Genomic DNA, 21,135 nt, shown 5'->3' with positions numbered 1-21,135 from the left:
CAGGACCTTATGAAAGGCTCATCTCCCCTTAATTGTCTCGACACTGGCGCGCTAACTCCACGCATTAATCGCCGACAAATCAACCAGGCTCTTAAAGACGACGAAGCGCTCAATACAGCATTTATTGGGCAGGAACGTGCCCGTGAAGCCCTTTCCTTTGGTTTAGGTGTTAACGCCAGCGGTTACAACATCTATGTTATGGGGGAAGCCGCTACGGGGCGTTTCACTCTGGTGAAAGATCATATAGAGCGCCAGGTCGCTACGTTAGCCGCGCCGGAAGATTGGGTTTATCTAAATAATTTTGACGAGGAACGCGAACCGCTATTACTACGAATGGCACCAGGAGAAGGAAAGGCCTTGGTAAAAGACATCAATGACTTAATTGATGATTTGCTTGATACGTTTCCCGCTGCCTTTGATAATCCGGGTTACCAAAGACAAAAAACAGCTATCTCCCGTTCTTTCGAGCGTCGTTACGACCAAGCTATTGATGCTGTAGAACGTTACGCCCAAGCCCATGATGTTGCATTATATGATGAATCAAACAGCATTAGTTTTGCACCTATTGTGAATGGTAAACCTGTGACGGATGAAGAGTTCGCAGGGCTTGATGACGACAAACGAAAATATTTTTACGATTTGATCGAAGAGCTGGAGAATAGGCTAAGTGAAAGTTTGCTTGGATTGCCAGCCTGGAAGCGAGAGTCTTCGGAAAAGCTGCGCCAGCTAAACAAGAAAACCGCCGAATTGGGTATTCGGCCACTGCTTAAAAACCTGGAACACAAATATGCCGGGCACCTTGGCGTCCTTAAAAGTTTACGTCGCATGCGCGGTCATTTGGTGGATACAATTGTATCGCTTTTAGCTGAGGACAATAAGGAAGACAAACCCGACGAGCTAGACCGCCGTCTGTATCTAGAAGAGCAGTATTTACCCAATGTGTTGGTTGGTCACACAGTGGAGGATGGTGCACCTGTCATTTACGAGCCAAACCCAACCTATCAGAATTTGTTCGGGAAAATTGAATACACTAATGTGCATGGCAGTGTGTATACCAATTACAGAATGATCCGCCCCGGGGCTCTGCACCGTGCAAACGGCGGCTACTTACTTCTGGACGTTGATCAGGTTATAGAGCAGGCTTTCGTTTGGGATGCATTGAAACTAGCCATAAAATCAGGCTCTCTTAAGATGGATCTTCCGCAACAGGATGTGGGAATGGTCAATGCTATTACGCTGAACCCTCAGCCGGTAGACTTAAATGTTAAGGTCATTTTACTGGGGTCCCGGGATCTTTATTATACTCTCCAGGATTACGATGATGAATTCGACGAACTGTTCCGGGTGCTTGTTGATTTCGACTATGAAATACCGGTAAACCGGCAATCTACCTTCAATTTTGTGGGCAAAGTCCGGCACCAGGTGCAAAAGGTGGGTTTTACTGACATTTCGCCTAAGGCAATGCACCGTTTGGTTGAGTACTCACTGAGAAGAGCAGAACATCAGGAAAAATTTTCTGCACACTTTTCCGAGGTTATCGAGCTTATCGAGGAAGCCAGCTATTTTGCGTTTCAACAGCAAAGTAAACACCTTGAGTTAGAGCATCTTGAAATAGCCCTTAGTGCAAAAAAACGCCGAACGGGTCGTGTCAGTCAGGCATTATTGAACGATATCAAAGAAGGGCATGTGTTAATTGCCACAGAAGGCACTGCTATTGGTAAAATAAACGGCCTTACTGTTCTTGAGGTAGGCGGCACAGCTTTTGGTACACCGGCGCGTATTACCTCTACAGTTTACGTCGGTGCCAGTGGTGTTGTAGATATCGAGCGTGAGGTAGAGTTAGGGCAACCAATACACTCCAAAGGTGTGATGTTACTCACAGGCTATCTCGGACACAAATACGCTCAGCACTTTCCGCTCACGCTGTCTGCAAATATTGCGTTGGAACAGTCCTACGGGCACATCGATGGCGACAGTGCCTCGCTTGCAGAATTGATTGCCTTAATTTCTGCTCTTACCGAGATCCCCGTTACACAGTCATTAGCGGTCACAGGCTCGATTAACCAGTATGGAGAGGTTCAGGCAGTTGGTGGCGTTAATGAAAAAATAGAGGGCTTTTTCGACTTGTGTCAACACCGGGGGTTGAATGGTGAACAGGGTGTAGTGATCCCCAAATCCAACGCGATAAACCTGGTGTTGGATAAAGTCATTGTCGATGCCGTTAAAAAAGGATTGTTTAAGGTTTATACGGTGGAAACAGTGGATGATGCCATTACCTTACTTATGCAAAAAGACGCAGGGGCCATGTCTTCACGTGGGCGCTATCAGAAGAATTCTGTCAATTATCATGCTGTTAACCGGCTCTATAATATCGCCCTAATGGTAAATGGCGGTGAGGAAGAATAGGGTCGTTCATCGTCATAGGCTGGTAGACCCTCTGCCGTGGGAAGAGGGTCAGCAACTGTTTACTTTGGTTGCATTCGCAACGCCCCATCTAACCTGATTACCTCGCCATTTATGTAAGGGTTCTCGGCAATATGCCCAACCAATTTAGCAAACTCACCTGGCTCGCCTAATCGTTTAGGGAAAGGAACGTTGGCGGCCAGAGCAGTTTGAACATTTTCTGGCATGCTCAACAGCATTGGTGTTGCCATAACTCCCGGAGCAATGGCATTAACGCGAACACCCGATGATGAGAGGTCTCGTGCCATGGGAAGGGTTAAGCCTACTATGCCAGCTTTACTTGATGCGTAAGCCGCCTGCCCAATTTGTCCCTCGAAGGCGGCAATCGACGCTGTGTTAATTATCACCCCTCGTTCCTCGCCGTCAGTTGACGATTTGGAAGCCATGGCCTGAGCGCATAGTCTTGCAACATTAAAAGTACCGATGAGGTTTATGTTTATCACTTTCTGATAGTCTGCAAGTGAACTGGCTACGCCCGATTTATCAAGTACTCTTGTGGCGGGCGCAATACCGGCACAATTGACACACAAATCAATGCTACCGAAATCTTTTTTTATAGCAGTAATTGCGTCACCGACTTGTTCGTCGTCTGTGACATCTGCCTGGTAAAATCTAACTTTATCAGCGGGTAGCGATAGTAACGCTTGACTGGCTTGTTCAGCATTGACATCAAGAATGGCTACATTAGCGCCTTCCTGACATAGAAAGGTTGCCGCAGCAAAACCGAGACCGGATGCGCCTCCGGAAATAACTGCGGTACTGTTAACAAGTTTCATGATTAAGTCCGTTATGTTTACGTTTACGTAAGTGTAACGCGGCTCAACTTGTTAACAAAGGTGTTACAACTAGTGCGTCTAAAATTGTATTAATTTTTTGGCAACTGAATTTTACGCTCTTCTGTAGGCCGGTAGATAACCAGTACATGGCCAATGGTCTGAACTTTAATTCCACTGGTCTCACGCACGATTGCATCCATGATCAATGCTTTTTCTTCTTTGTCGTCGGTTGGAACCTTCACTTTGATCAATTCATGGTGTGACAATGCATAGTCGATTTCGGCTACCACGCCTTCGGTCAGACCATTGGCGCCCAGTTGTACTACAGGTTTTAAAGAGTGGGCAAGGCCCTTGAGATATTGCTTTTGTTTATTTGAAAGTTTCATTTATCCGTTTTTCTTACAATTAATATAACGTTATACCTTGAAATACCATATTCTAACGCCATCTCGTTAACAATCCTAATGACATTGTGTTGGAATGACAAAAAAGAAGCATTCGGCCAGTAGTAAACGTTGGTTTTATGAATGTTTTGATGACCAGTACGAACGACAAGCCCCAAAGCTGCGCTGAACTCTTTTGAACAGAATGTGTGGTAAGAACGTAGATAGTATTATGTCTGGTATCACACCCAACATGTGTGGACATAGTCCAGTTAATCCGGGTCGGTCTATGTATTTGTGGGAATTGGCATCAGACATGTGTCATCAGTTATTGAAACCAAATGGCAGTTTTGTCATCAAAGTATTTCAGGGTTACGGGTTTGATGAGTAATTCCGTTTTGGTTGGGATGTTGTTAAACCAATCAGTACCTGAAAATTAGATTCCTCCAGAGCGCGTTCTCATGAGGTGTATTTGGTGGCTACAGGATATAAATTGTAGTAGTCTGTAGGTTGGCGAAGTAGGGAAGGCATTTCGTACGGAAATCAAAGGGGAATGCGCAGTGTTTGTTAAGGCTGTTTCTTAACTAAACGGGCGAGGCAGCAAGCCGTCATTTATCCTGGACGTTCCGGTTTTATTAGAGGTTAGTAGCTTGAGCGATATGGCAAAAAATTTAATCTTATGGTTGGTCATTGCCGTTGTGTTAATGTCAGTTTTCCAGAGTTTTTCTCCTGGTGAATCAACGCGTGCACAAACGGATTACACCACTTTTCTTAAAGAAGCAAACCAAGGGAATATTCGCGAGGTTCGCATAAACAGTGACGCTCGTGAAATTCGTGGCACCCGTCGTAACGGCGAGTCTTTTGTCACTTACATTCCTTATTTTGATGATCAGCTGATTTCTGATCTTGTGAAAAAAGATGTTCGGGTTTTAGGCGAGCCGCCTGAGAAACCATCTGTACTTACCAGCATCTTTATTTCTTGGTTCCCCATGTTGTTGCTGATTGCCGTCTGGATATTTTTCATGCGTCAAATGCAGGGTGGCGGTGGCCGCGGTGCCATGTCTTTTGGCAAGAGCAAAGCGCGCTTGCTAGGTGAAGATCAAATTAAAACAACGTTTGCTGATGTTGCCGGTTGTGACGAAGCAAAAGAAGACGTTGTCGAGTTGGTTGATTTCCTGAGAGACCCCTCTAAGTTTCAAAAGTTGGGCGGTAAAATTCCCAAGGGCGTATTAATGGTAGGCCCGCCGGGAACAGGTAAAACATTGCTCGCAAAAGCTATTGCTGGTGAGGCGAAAGTCCCGTTCTTTACCATTTCTGGCTCAGATTTTGTCGAAATGTTTGTTGGTGTCGGAGCATCCCGTGTGCGCGATATGTTCGAACAAGCTAAAAAAGCTGCGCCTTGTATCATCTTCATTGACGAAATAGATGCAGTAGGACGCCAACGTGGTGCAGGTTTAGGTGGTGGTCATGACGAGCGTGAGCAAACACTGAACCAAATGCTGGTTGAAATGGACGGTTTTGAAGGGCATGAAGGCATAATCGTGATTGCTGCAACTAACCGTCCGGATGTACTCGACCCTGCATTGCTTCGCCCAGGTCGTTTTGATAGACAAGTTGTTGTTGGTCTTCCAGATATTCGCGGCCGTGAACAAATTCTTAAAGTCCATATGCGCAAAGTGCCCATTGGTGAGAACGTGGAAGCATCTGTTATTGCCCGTGGTACACCAGGATTTTCTGGTGCAGACTTAGCCAACCTGGTTAATGAAGCCGCTCTTTTTGCCGCCAGAGCAAACAAGCGTTTGGTGTCAATGGAAGAGTTTGACAAGGCAAAAGATAAAATCATGATGGGCGCTGAGCGCAAATCTATGGTGATGACTGAAGACGAAAAGGCAATGACAGCTTACCATGAAGCCGGCCACGCTATCGTCGGACGTTTGGTACCTGAACACGACCCAGTCTATAAAGTTTCAATCATACCCCGTGGACGAGCCCTCGGTGTTACCATGTATCTGCCTGAGCAAGACCGGGTAAGTCATTCTAAACAACATTTGGAAAGTATGATTTCAAGTTTGTTTGGGGGCCGTATTGCCGAGCAGATAATCTACGGTGACGATAAAGTGACTACCGGTGCGTCTAATGATATAGAACGCGCTACTGATATTGCTCGTAAAATGGTTACTCAATGGGGCTTGTCAACTAAGATGGGTCCAATGTTGTATGCTGAAGATGAGGGTGAGGTATTTTTAGGTAAGTCAATGTCTAAAGCCTCCCATATGTCTGATGATACCGCGAGAGCGATAGACGCTGAAATTAAAGCTGTTATCGACAGCAATTACGATCGCGCTTACAAAATCCTAGAAGAAAACATCGACATTCTTCACACGATGAAAGATGCGTTGATGAAATATGAAACCATTGATGCCAAGCAGATTGATGATCTGATGGAGCGAAGAGAAGTAAGACCGCCTGCCGATTGGGATGATCGTGCACCAAAAGGTGATGGAAACCCTCCTGGCGGCAAACCAAGCCGCGAAGGTGAAATTACTGACGATGGTGTGGATAAACCGTCTGTTGGTAAACCGGGTGACCTGCCCAGCTGATCGTAAAGATAACAACACTCCCAAAAGCGCCAGAAATTCTCTGGCGCTTTTAGTATCTGCTCTCCTTGGCTAAAATAGCTTTAGTCGTAAAATCAATTTGATAGATATACGCTATGCAATTTAAACATACCAAAATAGACCTCCAAGTGCCCCAGGTAATGGGTATACTCAATGTCACACCAGATTCTTTTTCTGATGGCGGACTGCACAACACAGTTGAAAGTGCGCTGAAGCACGGTCGAAAATTGATTTCCAGTGGGGCTTCCTTTATTGATATCGGCGGAGAATCGACACGACCTGGCGCGCCATTAGTGAGTGAGCAGGAAGAGCTAGACAGAGTTATTCCTGTGATTGAAAAGCTAGCGTCAGAAACGGAAGTAGTTCTTTCTGTGGACACGAGTAAAGCGGCAGTAATGAAAGCAGCAGTAGATGCGGGAGCGTCGTTAATAAACGATGTCAGAGCACTAACTGAACCGAATGCGGTTGAAGTTGCAGCGGCCTGCGCGGTACCGGTTTGCCTTATGCATATGAAGGGCAAGCCTGAAAACATGCAAAATTCGCCTTTGTACGACGATGTAGCAGACGAAGTGATTAATTTTCTACTGGAACGAATTGATGCTTGCAAGCAAGCCGGAATCGATGACAACCAAATCATTCTGGACCCTGGTTTTGGTTTCGGGAAGCAGTTGGATCACAACTATCAGCTGCTAGCACAGCTCGGGAGAATTAATCATCTCGGCTACCCACTATTGGTGGGCATGTCGCGGAAATCAATGATTGGCGATCTGCTGGGTAAAGCAGTCGATGAAAGAATCGCGGGCAGTATTGCACTTGCGACGATAGCTGCGCAATCAGGAGCCAAAATCATCCGTGTACACGATGTGGATGAAACGGTAGATGCAGTGAAAATAGTACATAAAATTCAGCAAATACAAAAAACAATTCAAGGAGCCTGAAATGGGTCAGCGCAAGTATTTTGGCACAGACGGTATTCGCGGAAAGGTGGGTGAAAGTGCCATTAATCCCGAGTTCGTTACCAAATTAGGCTGGGCAGCCGGAAAAGTTCTGGCAGGTCATGGCACGAACAAAGTACTTATTGGTAAAGACACCCGGATTTCGGGTTACATGCTGGAATCGGCCCTGGAAGCAGGCCTTTCTGCTGCAGGTATCAATATTGGCTTATTGGGGCCCATGCCTACGCCAGCGATTGCCTATTTAACGAAAACTTTTCGGTCAGAGGCCGGCATAGTTATTTCAGCATCGCACAATCCGTACTATGACAACGGAATTAAGTTTTTCTCGGCGGCGGGCTTTAAACTCGACGACGACATTGAATTGGCTATTGAATCTATGCTGGACGAGCCAATGACCTGTGTGGCGTCCAATAAATTGGGTAAAGCCACAAGGATTAACGATGCTGCCGGGCGTTATATCGAGTTTTGTAAAGGTACTTTCCCTTCTGATTTATCGCTAAAGGGTATCAAGATCGTTGTCGATTGTGCTCATGGTGCCACGTATCACATCGCGCCAAATGTATTGTCAGAACTAGGTGCTGAGGTGATTGAAATCGGTACATCCCCGAATGGGCTCAATATAAACGAAAAAGTCGGCGCAACGTCTATGCGGGCGACAGTTGAAAAGGTACTTGAAACCGGCGCCGATCTCGGTTTTGCCCTTGACGGAGATGGCGACAGGATCATGTTAGTCGACCATTTGGGGAACGTACTGGATGGCGATGAGATACTTTATATAGTTGCTCGGGACGCCTTAAAATCAGGCAGACTATCAGGTGGTGTTGTAGGGACGTTAATGAGTAATTTGGGGCTGGAAGTTGCTCTGGGTAAATTAGGAATTCCCTTTGCCCGAAGTGCAGTTGGCGACCGTTACGTGATGGAATTACTACAGCAAAAAGGGTGGGCGATAGGTGGTGAGAACAGTGGCCATGTTCTGAATCTGAATATAGCGTCCACTGGTGATGGTATTGTAGCCGGGCTCCAGGTTATCACTGCTATGCTTCGCTCTGGAATGGATCTTCACCAATTAAGTAGCGGTTTTGAAAAGTATCCGCAAAAATTGATCAATGTCAGGTACAATGAAGGGGCGAATAGTCCACTGGAAGAAGGCAGTGTGAAGGATGCAGTGAGTACTGCCGAATCCGCTCTTGGTAAAAGTGGCCGCGTCTTGCTTAGAAAGAGCGGTACCGAACCGCTTATAAGGGTGATGGTAGAGTCTGATGACGACATGCATTCATTGAAATGGGCTGAATTTATAGCCGATGCTGTACGTAAAGTGGCCAATTAGTTGATTCGGCTAAAATAATGTTTGTTTTAGACTTGTATATTACAGCGGGAATCGTTAATATCACGCCCGCTTCGAGACAGGGTTAGGTCTGCATGAAGACAGTAACAAGAAAAAGCCTGGTTGCAGGTAACTGGAAAATGAACGGGTCCCGTGTTCTGGCGAGTGAGTTTATCACTTCCCTAAGCGCATTTAGCAGTGACAAGGTTGATGTGGTTTTATGTCCGCCGGCAATTCTGATATCATCATTTGATGAATCTGGTGTTGCTATTGGTGCACAGGATGTAAGCCAGTTTGATAATGGCGCACACACTGGTGATTTATCGGTTTCCATGTTACAGGAGTTTGGTTGCAAATATTGTCTTGTCGGCCACTCTGAGCGTAGAGATGATCACGGTGAGAGCAACGAATTAGTCGCTGAAAAAGCCTTGAAAGTGCTCGAAGCAGGTTTGACGCCCATTATATGCTGTGGCGAACCTTTGTCTGTAAGAGAAGCAGGCGACGTTAAAAGTTTTGTACGAGAGCAGTTAGATGCTGTGTTTAATCTCATAGATTTAACGGCTCTTCGCAGTGCAGTTATAGCTTACGAACCTATTTGGGCCATTGGTACCGGTAAGACTGCATCGCCAGAAGAAGCCCAGGATGTACATGCATTTATTCGGCAGTATATCGCCGAAAAAGACAGTGAATTAGCACAGTCTATGCAGTTGTTATATGGCGGCAGTGTAAAGCCTGACAACGCCAAAGCGCTTTTTGCAAAGCAGGACATCGATGGTGGACTGATTGGCGGCGCTAGTTTGAAAGCAAGCGATTTTATTGCAATCTGCCAAGCGGCAAATTGACGAGGTATTTATGTTATACGAAGTGCTGTTAGTAGCTTACCTTATTGTTGCACTTATGCTTATTGGCTTTGTGCTTATACAGCAGGGTAAAGGGGCTAACATGGGAGCATCGTTCGGCGGTGGTGGTTCAAATACGGTTTTCGGTTCTGGTGGTTCAGGAAACTTTATGACCAAAACAACTTCTGCATTGGCGACTTTGTTCTTTGTGTTGAGCCTGTTCTTGGGCAACATTACTGCTAATACTGAAAAAGCAGAAGATGGTTGGGATGATCTTTCTGCTCCGGCAGTTGAAGATACGATTCCTGTTGATGTTGCGCCTGTTACCGAAGAGTCTGATGTACCGGTTGTCGATAGTGACGTACCTGTTAATGAAACTCAAACAGACGATGTACCTAACTAAAGGTTTTGCGGAAGTGGTGGAATTGGTAGACACGCCATCTTGAGGGGGTGGTGACTTCGGTCGTGCGGGTTCAAGTCCCGCTTTCCGCACCAAATTTAAAAAGCTAACTCTATTGAGTTAGCTTTTTTTTTGCTTATGGTAAATTTGTGCATCAAACTTGCTACCTAGTAAGTAAACCCATCAATGAAAGGAAAAATCATGGATATTATTCGCATTATCTTGTCAATTTTACTTCCGCCACTAGGTGTCTTTCTGCAAGTTGGTATTGGTCCACAGTTTTGGATAAATATTTTGCTAACCTTGCTTGGTTATATTCCAGGTATTGTGCATGCAGTGTATATCATCGCAACACGTTAATCGCTGACCCTCAGTGCCGCAATGTAAGCGGTATTGAGGGCTTCTCTGTCATACTCGGTTAATTTACTCACATCTGCATTGTCGAATACAGCTTGAACGTGTTTATTAAATAACGTCTTGTGAGCCACAGTTTCCTGCTGACATTTTTGCAAACAGTTCAACAGGTGAACTAATACATCCGGGTGTGATGCTGCTGCTTGTCTGAGTTGAGAAAAAGCAGTGTCGAGTACCATTGCAAAAGAAAAAGTTTCCTTAATCATCCATTGCTCATTGTCGCGATGCACCACTGTGCTTGCGGGAAAGGTTCGTTTACTCATATAAAGACAAATTGTTGTGAGCCTGTCAGCACAAGTCATAGCTGTCATAGGGTCGTTTATTCCCGGAGATAATGCCCGTAAACTGATTTCTACAATTTGTTTAATTCCAAATGTTGTATCCTGAATGGCGGTTCTGCGGTTACCGAGTACGATATAGTTCTTCAAAGTAGAGAGCACTTCGTCCTGTATTGGGTGAATACAGTAAACAGTACATACATTTTGTGTATGAGTAACATAGTCGCCCGCTTTCACATGTAGGTGAAAGCCGCTGATATATTCTCTTTTGCCTGACAAGATGCCATGATAGTCAATTCGTTGGACATAACCTGATTGGTCTAGGTTTATTGCAAAAGCATATTTCGGAAACGTAACCATTTCCTCAGGAATTGAAAGGAATGTGCCGGAATTTTCGGTATTTGGAATTTGTACAGCCACCCGGACAAGACAATCCTGATAGCAACGCTCGATAATTTCATCGACCTGAATAAAACGAGCGATGTGATGAATATAGTAAATGAGAATAATGGTATCTGCGACACCAACTCCCATAACAACAAGGCCCATCAGCGAAGCTGATGCTAGTTGTGCAGCTTCTGAACCGAGATGATATACCGCGAACAGACAATAAATAAATGTAGAAGTTAGCGTGCCTAGGACCAACTGTGTACCCCTGTCATCCATAAACGTCTGCAGCAATCGTGGTCCGAATTGAGATGATGCCATCGTTAACGCTACAAGGGTCATTGAGAATGCGATACTCGTTGCCGTAATGATGGATGTTGCAACTGTAGACGCCAGAGTTCGTGAAGCTTCAGGCGAAAGTAATCTCATTTCGTTTTTAAATGCTGCATTTGCAGTAATTTCAGGTAACCAGCTCGTGCTTAAATAGCCCAGCAAAAGCGCCCCGGTAATCATGATGGATGGAATAAACCAGTAGCTCGCCCGTACACTTTCCCAGTAAGGTCTTAGTGTGTTGTACAACAAAATGTTTGAAAGCTTCATCTTACGTTTTATCGCGCAATGTGTGATCTTCCTCGACGGAAGTTAACACAGTAAGACTGGCGGGCTGGATTTCTATTGAAATTGATTTAGCATTTCTGATTTCGCCGTCTATCGCATAAGAAGTGCTTTCAGGTAAATCAATCTGTACTGAACGCACTTGCTTGTGACGAATTGTGTCGGAGTTTTGTTTCGATTCTTTGTCAGAAAAAACTAACTCTGCTAAAGACAAGAATTGTGATTCGCCAGTAGGTTGTGGGAGCAACCAGGTGACGTCCATAAGGCCATCAGTAATATTAGGTATATCTCCACCCTGAGCCAGGGCTGTGGTCACGGGTGCCGCGTTAGCAACAACGAAACTAGGCGTTTCTATCTCGGTTTCATCGTCTTCGTCAAATTTAACTGTCAGCGTCATGTTTTTATTCGCCGATATGGCATTCCAAAGTCCTTTCAAATAAGCGAATTGGCCCCCGCTATTTTTTTCTTCCCGGTCTGCAGTTGAAATCATTTTCTCTTCAAATCCCACTGCTGCCACTAGCAACATCATGTCGCCGTTACACAAGGTGGTATCCATATCAACGGTATGACCATCAACGATAATGTCACATGCAGTTTGCACGGGGATGAGTTTACTTATGTACCCGTGAAGAACCTGGCTAAGCGCATTGGCTGTGCCAAGGGGAATAACACCCAGTACCTTTTTGTGTGCTGCACAGACTGTGGCGACTTCAGTCACCGTGCCGTCTCCACCACAGGCAATAAGTATATCTGCACCAGCTTCAACCGCTTTCAACGCTAACTCTTTGGCATCAATATCTGGCGTGGTTTCATGAATGGTTACGCGGAAATTTGGGTTCAACATGGAAAGTATGATGTCTTTTTCGTTTTTCCATTTACCACCACCAGATACCGGGTTTGCAATAAGATGCAAGGAACGGGTAAGTTTAAGATGACCGCCTTGTTGAATACTTTGAAGTGCAGCCATTTGCTTTTTGTTTAATCGTGCAGTTTGTCTAACGGACTGAATGTTTTTCATTACACTGTCTATAGTCATACTGGGTGACTTAGCCAGCAAGTAGGCTGCAACGGTTAAAACAGAGCGGCCCCGGCCTAACGCACAGTGCACAACAACGCCGGTCCCTGCTTTTTTGTGCTGATCGATAAAGTTTATTGCTGTAGTAAGTTGAGCAATGGTTGGACTGGTATGGTCTAATACCGGAATATTGAGATAAGCGATATCATATTGATAAGATGACCAGTCAAGACCGTCAAACTCAGCGGTGACATCGAGTACAGCGCCGACCCCCAGGCATTTTAAACTCTCTATATCTTTACCGAATAACCGGCAGGCGAGAAAGAGATCCTCCTCAACTTTTTGAATAGGTGGAACTTTGTCATGTTTTCTGGCCCAAGTATTATAAGCGCCAGTACCTAGCAAAAAAGGAATGAAAACCCAACGTATATAGAAAGGTATTGAACCGTCTTCCCGCTTACGGAACAGGCTGGGGTATTTGAAGATATATGCTGCTGAAACGCTAGTTAATGAAAAGCAAGTCCATACCAGTAGTATTGTTACAAACCAATACGGGCAAGCCCAAGCTAGTAGGGCCGCTAGTATTGCTCCTAAAATATAGTACTTCACCATTTTCAAAGATGCTCTCCCTTTGCGAACTAAACGTGAACTAACTAATTTAATTTACGTACATATTGTGAAATACGAAATCTGTGAAATGTGGATTGCTCAGTGTATAAATTTAAGTTTAGCCACCGTGAATAAGTCTTTGCTTGTAAAAAGTGTGAATTTTATTTGGTTCCAGACCATATGGTTTCTGGTTATTTTTCACCAGTACACCTACTTATGGTTGGTCGGATTGCTCATACTGAGTCATTTTATTATTAGTCCGTTTAGGCGCAACGACGCTTTTTTTACCTGTGCATTGGCTCTATACGGGACCGTCGTTGATGGTTTATTAACACACTTTGGCGTATTTGAATTTTCAGCGTCTGATCAGTGGTTTATCCCTGTTTGGCTGGTCTCGCTATGGGTAGCATTCGGTATTATGCTGCGTGTCAGTCTTGATTATTTGCATCACAGGTTTGTGTTATCCGCTTTACTTGGCGCAGTGTCTGGGCCCCTGAGTTACTGGGCAGGTGCCAGATTCGGCGCTGTTTCTTTTCCCTTATCCTTAGCAACTACACTGATAATTTTAAGCGCGGTGTGGGCCGTAACGGTACCGCTTTGGATGTGGTTGAATAATGGCTTTATTAAGGTGTTACATCACCAGGGTTTATCATCGAGAGAGGAGGGTAAATGACTTCAAGTGTATTAGTCACCGGCGGCAATCGTGGTATTGGTTTAGAAATAGTGAAGGGCTTTGCTAAAAAAGGCTGTAAAGTTCTACTGGCTTGCAGAAATGAAGAGGATGGAATAAAGGCAAAAGAAGATATCGTAGGTGCAGATATACAGGTTATCGAGTTGGATCTGTCTGATATGAATTCTTTAAAGGACGGGGTGGTCAGAGCACAAGCAGTTTACGGAAATATCGATATTTTGGTAAATAACGCAGGCGTACTATGCAAAGATGACTGGCAAACAGTGTCAGACGATGCGATTAAAGAAGCAATGCAAGTACATGTGCATGGTCCTTTGGAAATTATAAAATATCTTTTGCCTTCTATGATTGAAAGGAATTATGGCCGAATAGTGAATATTACCTCCGGGTGGGGCGCTTTCAGCGAAGGTATGGAAGGCCCAATAGCTTACGCAATAAGTAAAGCTGCATTAAATGCCATGACGGTAAACCTGGCGAAGCAGGTTGACGCTAATAACGTTAAAATAAATGCTATGTCTCCAGGTTGGGTGCACACGCGAATGGGCGGCAGTGATGCGCCACTGACCCCCGAAGAAGGAGCGGAAACGGCAATTTGGCTGGGTTTATTGGATGAAGACGGTCCAACTGGCGGCTTTTTCCGAAATAAATCTAAAATTGAATGGTAGTGAGAATTAGCAAGTGGCGAGGATTACCTCGCCGCTTCTATCACTTTCGAACTTTGCTTCGAAACGATTTTATAAATGTCACTGGGTGACTGATGCTTATTTACATTAATCACCAAAGCAAATCTGTCGCGCTTAACTGCGTTTCTGACAGCCTCTATAATTTGTGTCCTGTCTGGTCTCAAACCGAGTAAACCCGCTGCGAAAAGGCCAATAAACAAGCCCGGGCTAATGAGGGCTATGTAGGTGAAAATAGGGTTGTTCCTTGTTAGTTCGGGACCAAAGCTAACCAGTAAAAATGCCACTACCATTCCCATTATAAAGCCGGAGAAACCGAGGATAAGATGAGAGTGCCACATGCGATGGCCAAGTTTGCTGCTTTCTATTTCAAGCTTTTCATTGAACGCCTCATCCATTGGTTGGATCAATGCATACTGGTTGTCAGATAAGCCGACGTCTTCCCTGAGGGATTCAATAGTATTTAATGCTTTATATTCGGAATCAAATACCGCAGCAACCTGGGTATTTGAGGCGCCCACTAATTTGTGGATGTCTTTTAAGGTTGCTTCATTATTCATCTTAAACTCCATATATCTATTTCACGCAAGCAGGGTAGCGCAGTACATAAAAACAGCACAACCGAAACCCATTTATGTGAAGTGTGTATACAAAGATTATTCCGTATGTATAAATCTCTTGCTTTTCATGCCCTTAAGACTGTGCTCAACGGGCTCGTAATCGGTTCACAGTGCATGGATGATGAAGTGTGTGAAGATTTTTCCATATTGTTGAAAAAATTTCGCACTCATAAGTGCGGAGGATCTACTAAAGAGGTCTTGTCATGCCTTTGAATATGTTGAGGTTAAAGGGTTTATGTACAGACAGCCATACTGGCTTTTTCATTGCATTAATTTTCGTAGATAGCATTACAACATCAGGGTAAAACCAATTGAGCGCGCAACCTAATCTTTACAGAGCCATTGATAACCCAGCCAACGGATATGGCGCCGAAAAACCTGTCGTCGCCTTAATATCTGATTGGCCGTCGACATATTTGGCAAGTCGATTCGCTGAACGGGGTATGGGCGTAAACAACATAAGTGCTGCACAAGCACTTCACAATGTTAACAGGCTAAATGATGTCAGTGCGATTGTATTTTGTATTACCAACGCTAGCGAGCACTTAAATTTAGGTAACTATCAACGCTTGCTAGAAAAATTGTCTGGAAAATATGCAAGAAAGCAACCACTGGTAAGCGCCTATTTGACTCATCCAGTGAAGGGTACGCACTTACTGTTTGATTTGATCCAATTATCACGCTTATGCAGCAACTGCAATATGGTCTGGCTGCCGTCAACCGAACTTGGTTGTATGTCCCGAGGTTCAGACACAACACTTTACGTGAAGAATATCTATAGCTCCGTTAAGCAATGGCACAACGGAAGTACGTTCTGATAGCTATGGACGGTACAGACTTAACTATTGTCAGACATCGTTGTGGACGTGGTTTCCGATACGAATATCTCAGTGGTCGGCCAGTAAAATGTAAACGCACGCTCAAAAGAATTGAGAACCTGGTGGTGCCACCAAACTGGCAAAAGGTGATGCTAAGTCGTAATGCAACTTCTGATTTGCAGGCGGTAGGCGAAGATAATAAAGGCCGCAAACAGTACATTTATCATAAGAACTGGCATAAGCGAAGGCAAAAAGAGAAATTTGAAAAACTCAGAGAATTTGGTGATCAGTTGCCAGAATTCAGACAGTTTTGCAGAGACAAAATCAAGGACGAAGGATGGAATCGAGATAAAACACTGTCGCTGATATGCCTCCTTCTCGACCACACAGGGTTGAGAGCGGGTAACCGGGTTTACAGCGAAACTAACGCTACTTTCGGCATTACCACTTTACGCCGTCGTCATTTAGAGAGGGAGGGGGATATTGTTCACTTGCGGTTTACCGGAAAACACAGCAAACCCCGTGATGTAGAAGTTATAGATTCGGAACTTGCGGATTTGGTTGGACAAAGTGCTGAACAGCCCGGTTACGCTTTATTTCGATTCCTCGATGATAGTCGAAAATGGCATGACGTTAGCAGCTGCGACGTGAATGAGTATATTCACGAGAACCTTGGCGCAAGTTTCAGTTGCAAGGATTTTAGAACATGGGGAGCGAGTAGATACGCCCTTACAAGTTTACCTGAAATAGGAAATGAACTTTTACGAAATTCAAGGAAAAGGTGGGATACCACCTTGGTGAAGAAAGTTGCCAAGATGCTCGGAAATACCCCAAGCGTTTGTAGGCAATATTACCTTCACCCCAAGCTATTTTCTGAGTTAAAGGAAGAAAACAGAAGAACGATTGTATTGAACGAGATAAAACAAATAATGGATGGAAAAACTAATTATGACAGCAGGATTCTGAAGGTTGAAGCGAGAATGCAGCAAATTATCTCGTCATAGAACTGTAATAAACTAAATTGACGTGAAGTCTATTAAAGCGGTAATAAGTATCTAACATATATCGATATAAGATAGTTTTGTTTTAAATCTGAACCTGTCATATTGTTTTATATTATTGATTAATAGTTTGTTTATATCAGTTCATGCGCCTTTTTGTATTTATAGGGTATTAGTTTAATAATTTATGGTTGATGCCATATTAGTTAGAGTAGTAGTTATTTCAGCTTGAACTAAACCCATTAGTTTGGTTATAATTAGTACTCAAATTAATTTCTGTTTATTAAAAGGCGCTTCGGGCGCTTTTTGTTTAATTATTTTTTGACTTATAGGGTACGTACAAACGCATGCAGATAGAAAGTTATCTTTCATTAGGCATATATTTTCTTGCGATGTTGGGAATTGGCCTTTTTGCTTATCGACATTCAACCAGTGATATTTCCGGGTACATTTTGGGTGGGCGGCAAGTAAGCCCTCAGGTTACTGCACTATCTGCTGGTGCTTCAGATATGAGTGGTTGGATGCTGATGGGGCTTCCAGGTGCGATGTTTGTCTCCGGTTTCGACGCGCTTTATATTGCTATAGGTCTACTGGTAGGTGCGTTAGCGAATTACTGGTTAGTGGCGCCTAAGTTGAGAGTTTATACCGAGGTAGCTGACGATGCGTTAACCGTACCTGAATTTTTCGCTAAGCGTTTTAATGATCCTAACGCGTCGATTCGAATAGTATCAGCAGCGATTATTGTGTTGTTCTTCACACTATATACATCAGCGGGCCTCGTCGCCGGTGGGAAGTTGTTCGAAAGTGCTTTTGACGTGCAGTATGAGTGGGGCCTGGCTATTACACTAAGTGTGGTCGTAGCTTATACCTTGCTCGGGGGGTTCCTTGCGGTGAGCATGACGGATTTTGTGCAAGGCTGCATTATGTTCGTGGCCCTTGTTTTAGTCCCTCTCGTGGCTTTAACCAAGTTTCAGGATGCCGGTGAAATGACCGCAGCAGCTTATGAAACTATTCCAAGTCTGACTGAGTCATGGAGTTCGGTAACCATAATCGGTTTGCTCTCAAGCCTTGCATGGGGACTGGGGTATTTTGGACAACCCCATATCATCGTACGTTTTATGGCGATTCGTTCGGTTAAATCGGTGTCGACGGCAAGGAACATTGGTATGTCCTGGATGTTAGTAACCATTATAGGAGCGCTTGGAACAGGGTTTGTAGGTGTAGCCTATGCGAACGAATTTGGATTGGCAGTGGATGACCCGGAGACTATTTTTATTATTTTCTCTGAATTGCTTTTTCATCCGTTTATTAGTGGCTTTCTCATGGCGGCGATTTTAGCAGCTATAATGAGTACTATCTCGTCTCAGTTACTGGTTTCTGCAAGCTCACTGACCGAGGACATATACCGCGTAGTTGCCAAGAAGACTCTGGATGAATCTTCCACTGTTCGAATCGGACGTTTCGGTGTTGCTGGCGTTGCAGTCGCAGCAATGGTACTGGCTTTGGATGCTTCAAATACAATTTTGTCTCTGGTAAGCAATGCATGGGCTGGTTTCGGAGCGGCATTTGGTCCACTTGTACTGTTTTGTTTGTATAGAAAAGATTTAACCGTTAACGCTGCGCTGGCAGGCATCGTCAGTGGTGCTGCTACCGTGTTGTTTTGGATTTATGCTCCAGTTTTAAGCAATGGTGCAACACTGAGCAGTGTTATTTATGAAATTATTCCAGGGTTTGCAGTAAGTACGCTTACGCTTTGGCTTTTCTCTGTATTGGGAGATACGCCATCGGCCGAAATTCGGGCCACGTATAGCCAAGCAAATCGGGAACTCGCGAATCAACAATCTTAAGGTGAATGTGAATATGAAACGCAATAATTGGAAACGCATCGTAGTAAAAGTAGGGAGTGCGCTTATATCGCCCAACCGAAAGGGATGTAGCAGCCATTACCTGCTCAGTATTGCACAATTTATAGTTAAATGCCGGGCGATGGGTACTCAGGTCGTATTGGTATCATCGGGCTCTGTAGCGGCTGGTGCTCATCAGTTCCCCGAGGGCGAGCGCTCGGATATCACCATCAAAAAAGCCATGGCTGCAGCCGGGCAAACTGAAATGATTGCTACATGGGACAGACTGTTTGATTTCCCTTCAGCGCAAATCTTGCTTACCCATGCTGACTTGCGAGACAGAGAGCGCTACGTCAGTATTAGGGACACGATATTCAGTTTGCTTGAGCACAATATTTTACCAATCATTAATGAAAATGACACGGTAACGACTGATAAGCTAAAAGTGGGAGATAACGACAACCTCTCTGCCATGGTTGCATCTGCAGCAGATGCAGATGCTCTCATTATTTGTTCGGATGTGGATGGTCTTTATGACAAAAACCCCCATACCCACGATGATGCGACATTGTTATCTTCTGTGGCTAATATCGATCAGTCCATATACGAAATGGCTGGCGGCGCAGCTAAAGGTGGTGTGGGAACCGGTGGTATGCGCACTAAAATTGAAGCGGCCGAAAAGGCAGTTTCCCATGGAATAGACACATATATTATTAACGGGTTCACTGAACTGTCGTTTAATATGTTGCTCAATGGTGAGAACCCGGGTACTCATTTTGAGGCGCATGAAAAACCAATGGCGGAAAATGAGCACTGGATGCGTCACACTACCCGCGCTCAGGGGGAAGTAATTGTTGAAAGTGAATTTGCACCTAACTTATCGGATGATGCAGAGTCGCTAACAAGTAAAGAAATTGTAGATGTAAAAGGTGAATTTTCAGTGGGTGATACCATCATTGTTCGTAAGGACGATGGTACAAAACTCGTCAAAGCCCGCTCTAATTACAGCAGTTGTCTGCTTAATTTTATCGCCAATCAAGAGAACGAAGAATTCGCCTCAGAGTTTGAAGAGCAAACCGGGCCAATTATTTCGAAAAAGAATTTAGCAAATTTGGAGAAAGAATGAGTTTAATTACGACCTTAGCAAACGACGCCAAGAAAGCTGCTCAGCGTTTGGCGATACTCGACGAAACGTCAAAGAATGCGGTGCTTAAGGACATGGCCGCGGCTATTCGTGGCAATAAAGAAACCATTAAACAAGTTAACGAGAAAGAGGTTGCTCGAGCAAGGGAAAATAACCTCGACGCAGCGATGATTGACCGCCTTATCCTCGATGATGCTCGTATTGAAGCGATGGCTGAGGGTATTGAGGTTATCATTAGCCTTGATGATCCGGTGGGTAAGGAGCGGGTCGTTGGCACGCGCCCAAATGGCATAGAGATTAAGAAAATGCGTATTCCATTAGGTGTCGTGTGCATGATTTATGAAGCACGGCCTAATGTGACAGCAGACGCTGGTGCGCTTTGTTTTAAATCTGGAAATGCAGTCATTCTTCGCGGCGGTAAAGAAGCGTTAGATACCAGTCTGGCAATAGCGGGCTTATTGCAAGACGTACTCGAAAAACACGGTTTGCCAAAAGCGCTAATTAGCGTCGTACCTGATCCAGACAGAGCGCTAATGCAAGAATTGATGGAACAGAGAGATTTCATTGACGTTATTATTCCTCGTGGTGGCGAAAGTTTGATTAATTACGTTACTGAAAACGCTAAAGTGCCTGTAATTCAGCATTTTAAAGGTGTATGTCATTTGTACGTAGATAAAGATGCCGATCTTAACAAGGCCATGAATCTGTTGTTAAATGGTAAAACTCAGCGTACAGGTGTGTGTAATGCTCTTGAAGGACTGGTTGTTCACCAGGCTATAGCCGGAGACTTTTTACCAAAAGTTGCTGAAGCATTTAAACAGCACGATGTGGTCGTTCATGTAAACGAGAAAGGCGCTAAGTATTTCGAAGGTGCTGACGTGATTGCAGAAAATGCGTATGGCGAGGAATATCTTGGATTAGAAATATCTATTCGCGTTGTTGACGATTTCGATAGTGCAATTGAACACATTGCAGATTTTGGTAGCAATCATACAGAAGTGATATGTACAGAGAATACAGATGCAGCAGCGCTTTTCCAACGAGCTGTAGACGCTTCAGTAGTAATGGTTAATGCTTCTTCTCGTTTTTCTGATGGCAGTCAGTTGGGGCTTGGCGCAGAAATTGGTATCGCCACAACTAAGCTTCATGCTTATGGTCCTATGGGACTGGAGTCCCTTACTGCAGAAAAATATCTGGTTAATGGTACTGGCCAGATCAGGGATTAAAACTTGTTACTGGTCGGCATTGTGTAAGCGATGC

Annotated in this window: 20 protein-coding genes and 1 tRNA gene; 16 read left to right on the top strand and 5 right to left on the bottom strand. The window is 44.4% G+C overall.

The window, feature by feature from the left end:
* Window positions 1-9 precede the first annotated feature (9 nt).
* Window positions 10-2,406, top strand: coding sequence for a Lon protease family protein (locus ACXACM_RS13985; protein ID WP_474822469.1), 2,397 nt, complete (start codon window positions 10-12; stop codon window positions 2,404-2,406).
* A 59-nt stretch (window positions 2,407-2,465) separates the two neighbouring features.
* Here ACXACM_RS13985 and ACXACM_RS13980 read toward each other — a convergent pair whose 3' ends face one another.
* A complete protein-coding gene (locus ACXACM_RS13980; RefSeq protein WP_474822468.1) occupies window positions 2,466-3,239 on the bottom strand; it encodes an SDR family oxidoreductase in 774 nt (257 codons plus the stop codon).
* An 89-nt stretch (window positions 3,240-3,328) separates the two neighbouring features.
* Entirely contained in the window at window positions 3,329-3,625 is a 297-nt protein-coding gene (yhbY, locus tag ACXACM_RS13975; RefSeq protein WP_474822466.1) for a ribosome assembly RNA-binding protein YhbY, read from the bottom strand.
* A 202-nt stretch (window positions 3,626-3,827) separates the two neighbouring features.
* Here yhbY and ACXACM_RS13970 point away from each other — a divergent pair, with 202 nt between their 5' ends.
* The 8 genes from ACXACM_RS13970 to ACXACM_RS13935 all read left to right on the top strand — a co-directional run bounded on the left by ACXACM_RS13970 (window position 3,828) and on the right by ACXACM_RS13935 (window position 10,119).
* Window positions 3,828-4,013 (top strand): SAM-dependent methyltransferase, encoded by a 186-nt coding sequence (locus tag ACXACM_RS13970; RefSeq protein ID WP_474824358.1) that lies wholly within the window; start codon window positions 3,828-3,830, stop codon window positions 4,011-4,013.
* 259 nt (window positions 4,014-4,272) lie between these two features.
* On the top strand, window positions 4,273-6,222 hold the full coding sequence (gene ftsH / locus ACXACM_RS13965) for an ATP-dependent zinc metalloprotease FtsH (protein WP_474822465.1): 1,950 nt from the start codon (window positions 4,273-4,275) through the stop codon (window positions 6,220-6,222).
* Between the two features lie 113 nt (window positions 6,223-6,335).
* On the top strand, window positions 6,336-7,178 hold the full coding sequence (gene folP, locus ACXACM_RS13960; protein ID WP_474822464.1) for a dihydropteroate synthase: 843 nt from the start codon (window positions 6,336-6,338) through the stop codon (window positions 7,176-7,178).
* Window position 7,179: 1 nt separating this feature from the next.
* Complete coding sequence (gene glmM / locus ACXACM_RS13955) at window positions 7,180-8,523, top strand: phosphoglucosamine mutase (RefSeq protein WP_474822462.1); 1,344 nt, start codon at window positions 7,180-7,182, stop codon at window positions 8,521-8,523.
* Window positions 8,524-8,615: 92 nt separating this feature from the next.
* Complete coding sequence (gene tpiA, locus ACXACM_RS13950) at window positions 8,616-9,362, top strand: triose-phosphate isomerase (protein WP_474822461.1); 747 nt, start codon at window positions 8,616-8,618, stop codon at window positions 9,360-9,362.
* 10 nt (window positions 9,363-9,372) lie between these two features.
* Complete coding sequence (secG, locus tag ACXACM_RS13945) at window positions 9,373-9,762, top strand: preprotein translocase subunit SecG (protein ID WP_474822460.1); 390 nt, start codon at window positions 9,373-9,375, stop codon at window positions 9,760-9,762.
* Between the two features lie 7 nt (window positions 9,763-9,769).
* Window positions 9,770-9,854 (top strand) — tRNA-Leu (locus ACXACM_RS13940).
* A gap of 106 nt (window positions 9,855-9,960) precedes the next feature.
* Window positions 9,961-10,119 carry a YqaE/Pmp3 family membrane protein gene (locus ACXACM_RS13935; RefSeq protein WP_216026518.1) on the top strand — a complete coding sequence of 53 codons (159 nt, stop codon included), beginning with the start codon at window positions 9,961-9,963 and terminating at the stop codon, window positions 10,117-10,119.
* Here ACXACM_RS13935 and ACXACM_RS13930 read toward each other — a convergent pair.
* Window positions 10,116-11,438, bottom strand: coding sequence for a DUF2254 domain-containing protein (locus tag ACXACM_RS13930; RefSeq protein ID WP_474822459.1), 1,323 nt, complete (start codon window positions 11,436-11,438; stop codon window positions 10,116-10,118). The genes ACXACM_RS13935 and ACXACM_RS13930 overlap by 4 nt on opposite strands.
* 1 nt (window position 11,439) lies before the next feature.
* The gene (locus tag ACXACM_RS13925; RefSeq protein ID WP_474822458.1) at window positions 11,440-13,086 is read right to left on the bottom strand and encodes a diacylglycerol kinase family protein; all 1,647 of its coding nucleotides are present in this window, start codon (window positions 13,084-13,086) and stop codon (window positions 11,440-11,442) included.
* A gap of 58 nt (window positions 13,087-13,144) precedes the next feature.
* Between ACXACM_RS13925 and ACXACM_RS13920 the strand changes: the two genes are divergently transcribed.
* Both ACXACM_RS13920 and ACXACM_RS13915 read left to right on the top strand, forming a co-directional pair.
* Window positions 13,145-13,750, top strand: a complete 606-nt coding sequence (locus ACXACM_RS13920) for a DUF2878 domain-containing protein (RefSeq protein WP_474822457.1) — start codon at window positions 13,145-13,147, stop codon at window positions 13,748-13,750.
* Window positions 13,747-14,433 (top strand): SDR family NAD(P)-dependent oxidoreductase, encoded by a 687-nt coding sequence (locus tag ACXACM_RS13915; RefSeq protein WP_474822455.1) that lies wholly within the window; start codon window positions 13,747-13,749, stop codon window positions 14,431-14,433. Before ACXACM_RS13920 ends, ACXACM_RS13915 begins: the two co-directional genes overlap by 4 nt.
* 23 nt (window positions 14,434-14,456) lie before the next feature.
* Here the strand turns inward: ACXACM_RS13915 and ACXACM_RS13910 are convergent, their stop codons facing one another.
* Entirely contained in the window at window positions 14,457-15,008 is a 552-nt protein-coding gene (locus tag ACXACM_RS13910) for a hypothetical protein (protein ID WP_474822454.1), read from the bottom strand.
* Between the two features lie 371 nt (window positions 15,009-15,379).
* Here ACXACM_RS13910 and ACXACM_RS13905 point away from each other — a divergent pair, with 371 nt between their 5' ends.
* The 5 genes from ACXACM_RS13905 to ACXACM_RS13885 all read left to right on the top strand — a co-directional run bounded on the left by ACXACM_RS13905 (window position 15,380) and on the right by ACXACM_RS13885 (window position 21,101).
* Window positions 15,380-15,886: a hypothetical protein gene (locus tag ACXACM_RS13905; RefSeq protein ID WP_474822453.1), complete on the top strand. Its 507-nt coding sequence runs from the start codon at window positions 15,380-15,382 to the stop codon at window positions 15,884-15,886.
* Window positions 15,862-16,890, top strand: a complete 1,029-nt coding sequence (locus ACXACM_RS13900) for a DNA topoisomerase IB (protein ID WP_474822451.1) — start codon at window positions 15,862-15,864, stop codon at window positions 16,888-16,890. The genes ACXACM_RS13905 and ACXACM_RS13900 overlap by 25 nt, the downstream gene beginning before the upstream one ends.
* Window positions 16,891-17,234: 344 nt before the next feature.
* Window positions 17,235-18,734 carry a sodium/proline symporter PutP gene (gene putP / locus ACXACM_RS13895; protein WP_474822450.1) on the top strand — a complete coding sequence of 500 codons (1,500 nt, stop codon included), beginning with the start codon at window positions 17,235-17,237 and terminating at the stop codon, window positions 18,732-18,734.
* A gap of 13 nt (window positions 18,735-18,747) precedes the next feature.
* Entirely contained in the window at window positions 18,748-19,857 is a 1,110-nt protein-coding gene (gene proB / locus ACXACM_RS13890) for a glutamate 5-kinase (protein WP_474822449.1), read from the top strand.
* Window positions 19,854-21,101, top strand: a complete 1,248-nt coding sequence (locus ACXACM_RS13885) for a glutamate-5-semialdehyde dehydrogenase (protein WP_474822448.1) — start codon at window positions 19,854-19,856, stop codon at window positions 21,099-21,101. Before proB ends, ACXACM_RS13885 begins: the two co-directional genes overlap by 4 nt.
* Window positions 21,102-21,135: the final 34 nt, after the last annotated feature.

The sequence above is a fragment of the Alteromonas sp. AWQ4_252 genome (genome assembly GCF_056158205.1).
This window is presented reverse-complemented; position numbering and strand designations above follow the sequence as displayed.

What these genes read in the sequence shown, in the direction of transcription:
- ACXACM_RS13985 (WP_474822469.1), top strand. Translation starts at nt 10, where the DNA reads ATGAAAGGCTCATCTCCCCTTAATTGTCTCGACACTGGCGCGCTAACT.
- ACXACM_RS13980 (WP_474822468.1), bottom strand. Translation starts at nt 3,239, where the DNA reads ATGAAACTTGTTAACAGTACCGCAGTTATTTCCGGAGGCGCATCCGGT.
- yhbY (WP_474822466.1), bottom strand. Translation starts at nt 3,625, where the DNA reads ATGAAACTTTCAAATAAACAAAAGCAATATCTCAAGGGCCTTGCCCAC.
- ACXACM_RS13970 (WP_474824358.1), top strand. Translation starts at nt 3,828, where the DNA reads ATGTGTGGTAAGAACGTAGATAGTATTATGTCTGGTATCACACCCAAC.
- folP (WP_474822464.1), top strand. Translation starts at nt 6,336, where the DNA reads ATGCAATTTAAACATACCAAAATAGACCTCCAAGTGCCCCAGGTAATG.
- glmM (WP_474822462.1), top strand. Translation starts at nt 7,180, where the DNA reads ATGGGTCAGCGCAAGTATTTTGGCACAGACGGTATTCGCGGAAAGGTG.
- tpiA (WP_474822461.1), top strand. Translation starts at nt 8,616, where the DNA reads ATGAAGACAGTAACAAGAAAAAGCCTGGTTGCAGGTAACTGGAAAATG.
- secG (WP_474822460.1), top strand. Translation starts at nt 9,373, where the DNA reads ATGTTATACGAAGTGCTGTTAGTAGCTTACCTTATTGTTGCACTTATG.
- ACXACM_RS13935 (WP_216026518.1), top strand. Translation starts at nt 9,961, where the DNA reads ATGGATATTATTCGCATTATCTTGTCAATTTTACTTCCGCCACTAGGT.
- ACXACM_RS13930 (WP_474822459.1), bottom strand. Translation starts at nt 11,438, where the DNA reads ATGAAGCTTTCAAACATTTTGTTGTACAACACACTAAGACCTTACTGG.
- ACXACM_RS13915 (WP_474822455.1), top strand. Translation starts at nt 13,747, where the DNA reads ATGACTTCAAGTGTATTAGTCACCGGCGGCAATCGTGGTATTGGTTTA.
- ACXACM_RS13910 (WP_474822454.1), bottom strand. Translation starts at nt 15,008, where the DNA reads ATGAATAATGAAGCAACCTTAAAAGACATCCACAAATTAGTGGGCGCC.
- ACXACM_RS13900 (WP_474822451.1), top strand. Translation starts at nt 15,862, where the DNA reads ATGGCACAACGGAAGTACGTTCTGATAGCTATGGACGGTACAGACTTA.
- putP (WP_474822450.1), top strand. Translation starts at nt 17,235, where the DNA reads ATGCAGATAGAAAGTTATCTTTCATTAGGCATATATTTTCTTGCGATG.
- proB (WP_474822449.1), top strand. Translation starts at nt 18,748, where the DNA reads ATGAAACGCAATAATTGGAAACGCATCGTAGTAAAAGTAGGGAGTGCG.
- ACXACM_RS13885 (WP_474822448.1), top strand. Translation starts at nt 19,854, where the DNA reads ATGAGTTTAATTACGACCTTAGCAAACGACGCCAAGAAAGCTGCTCAG.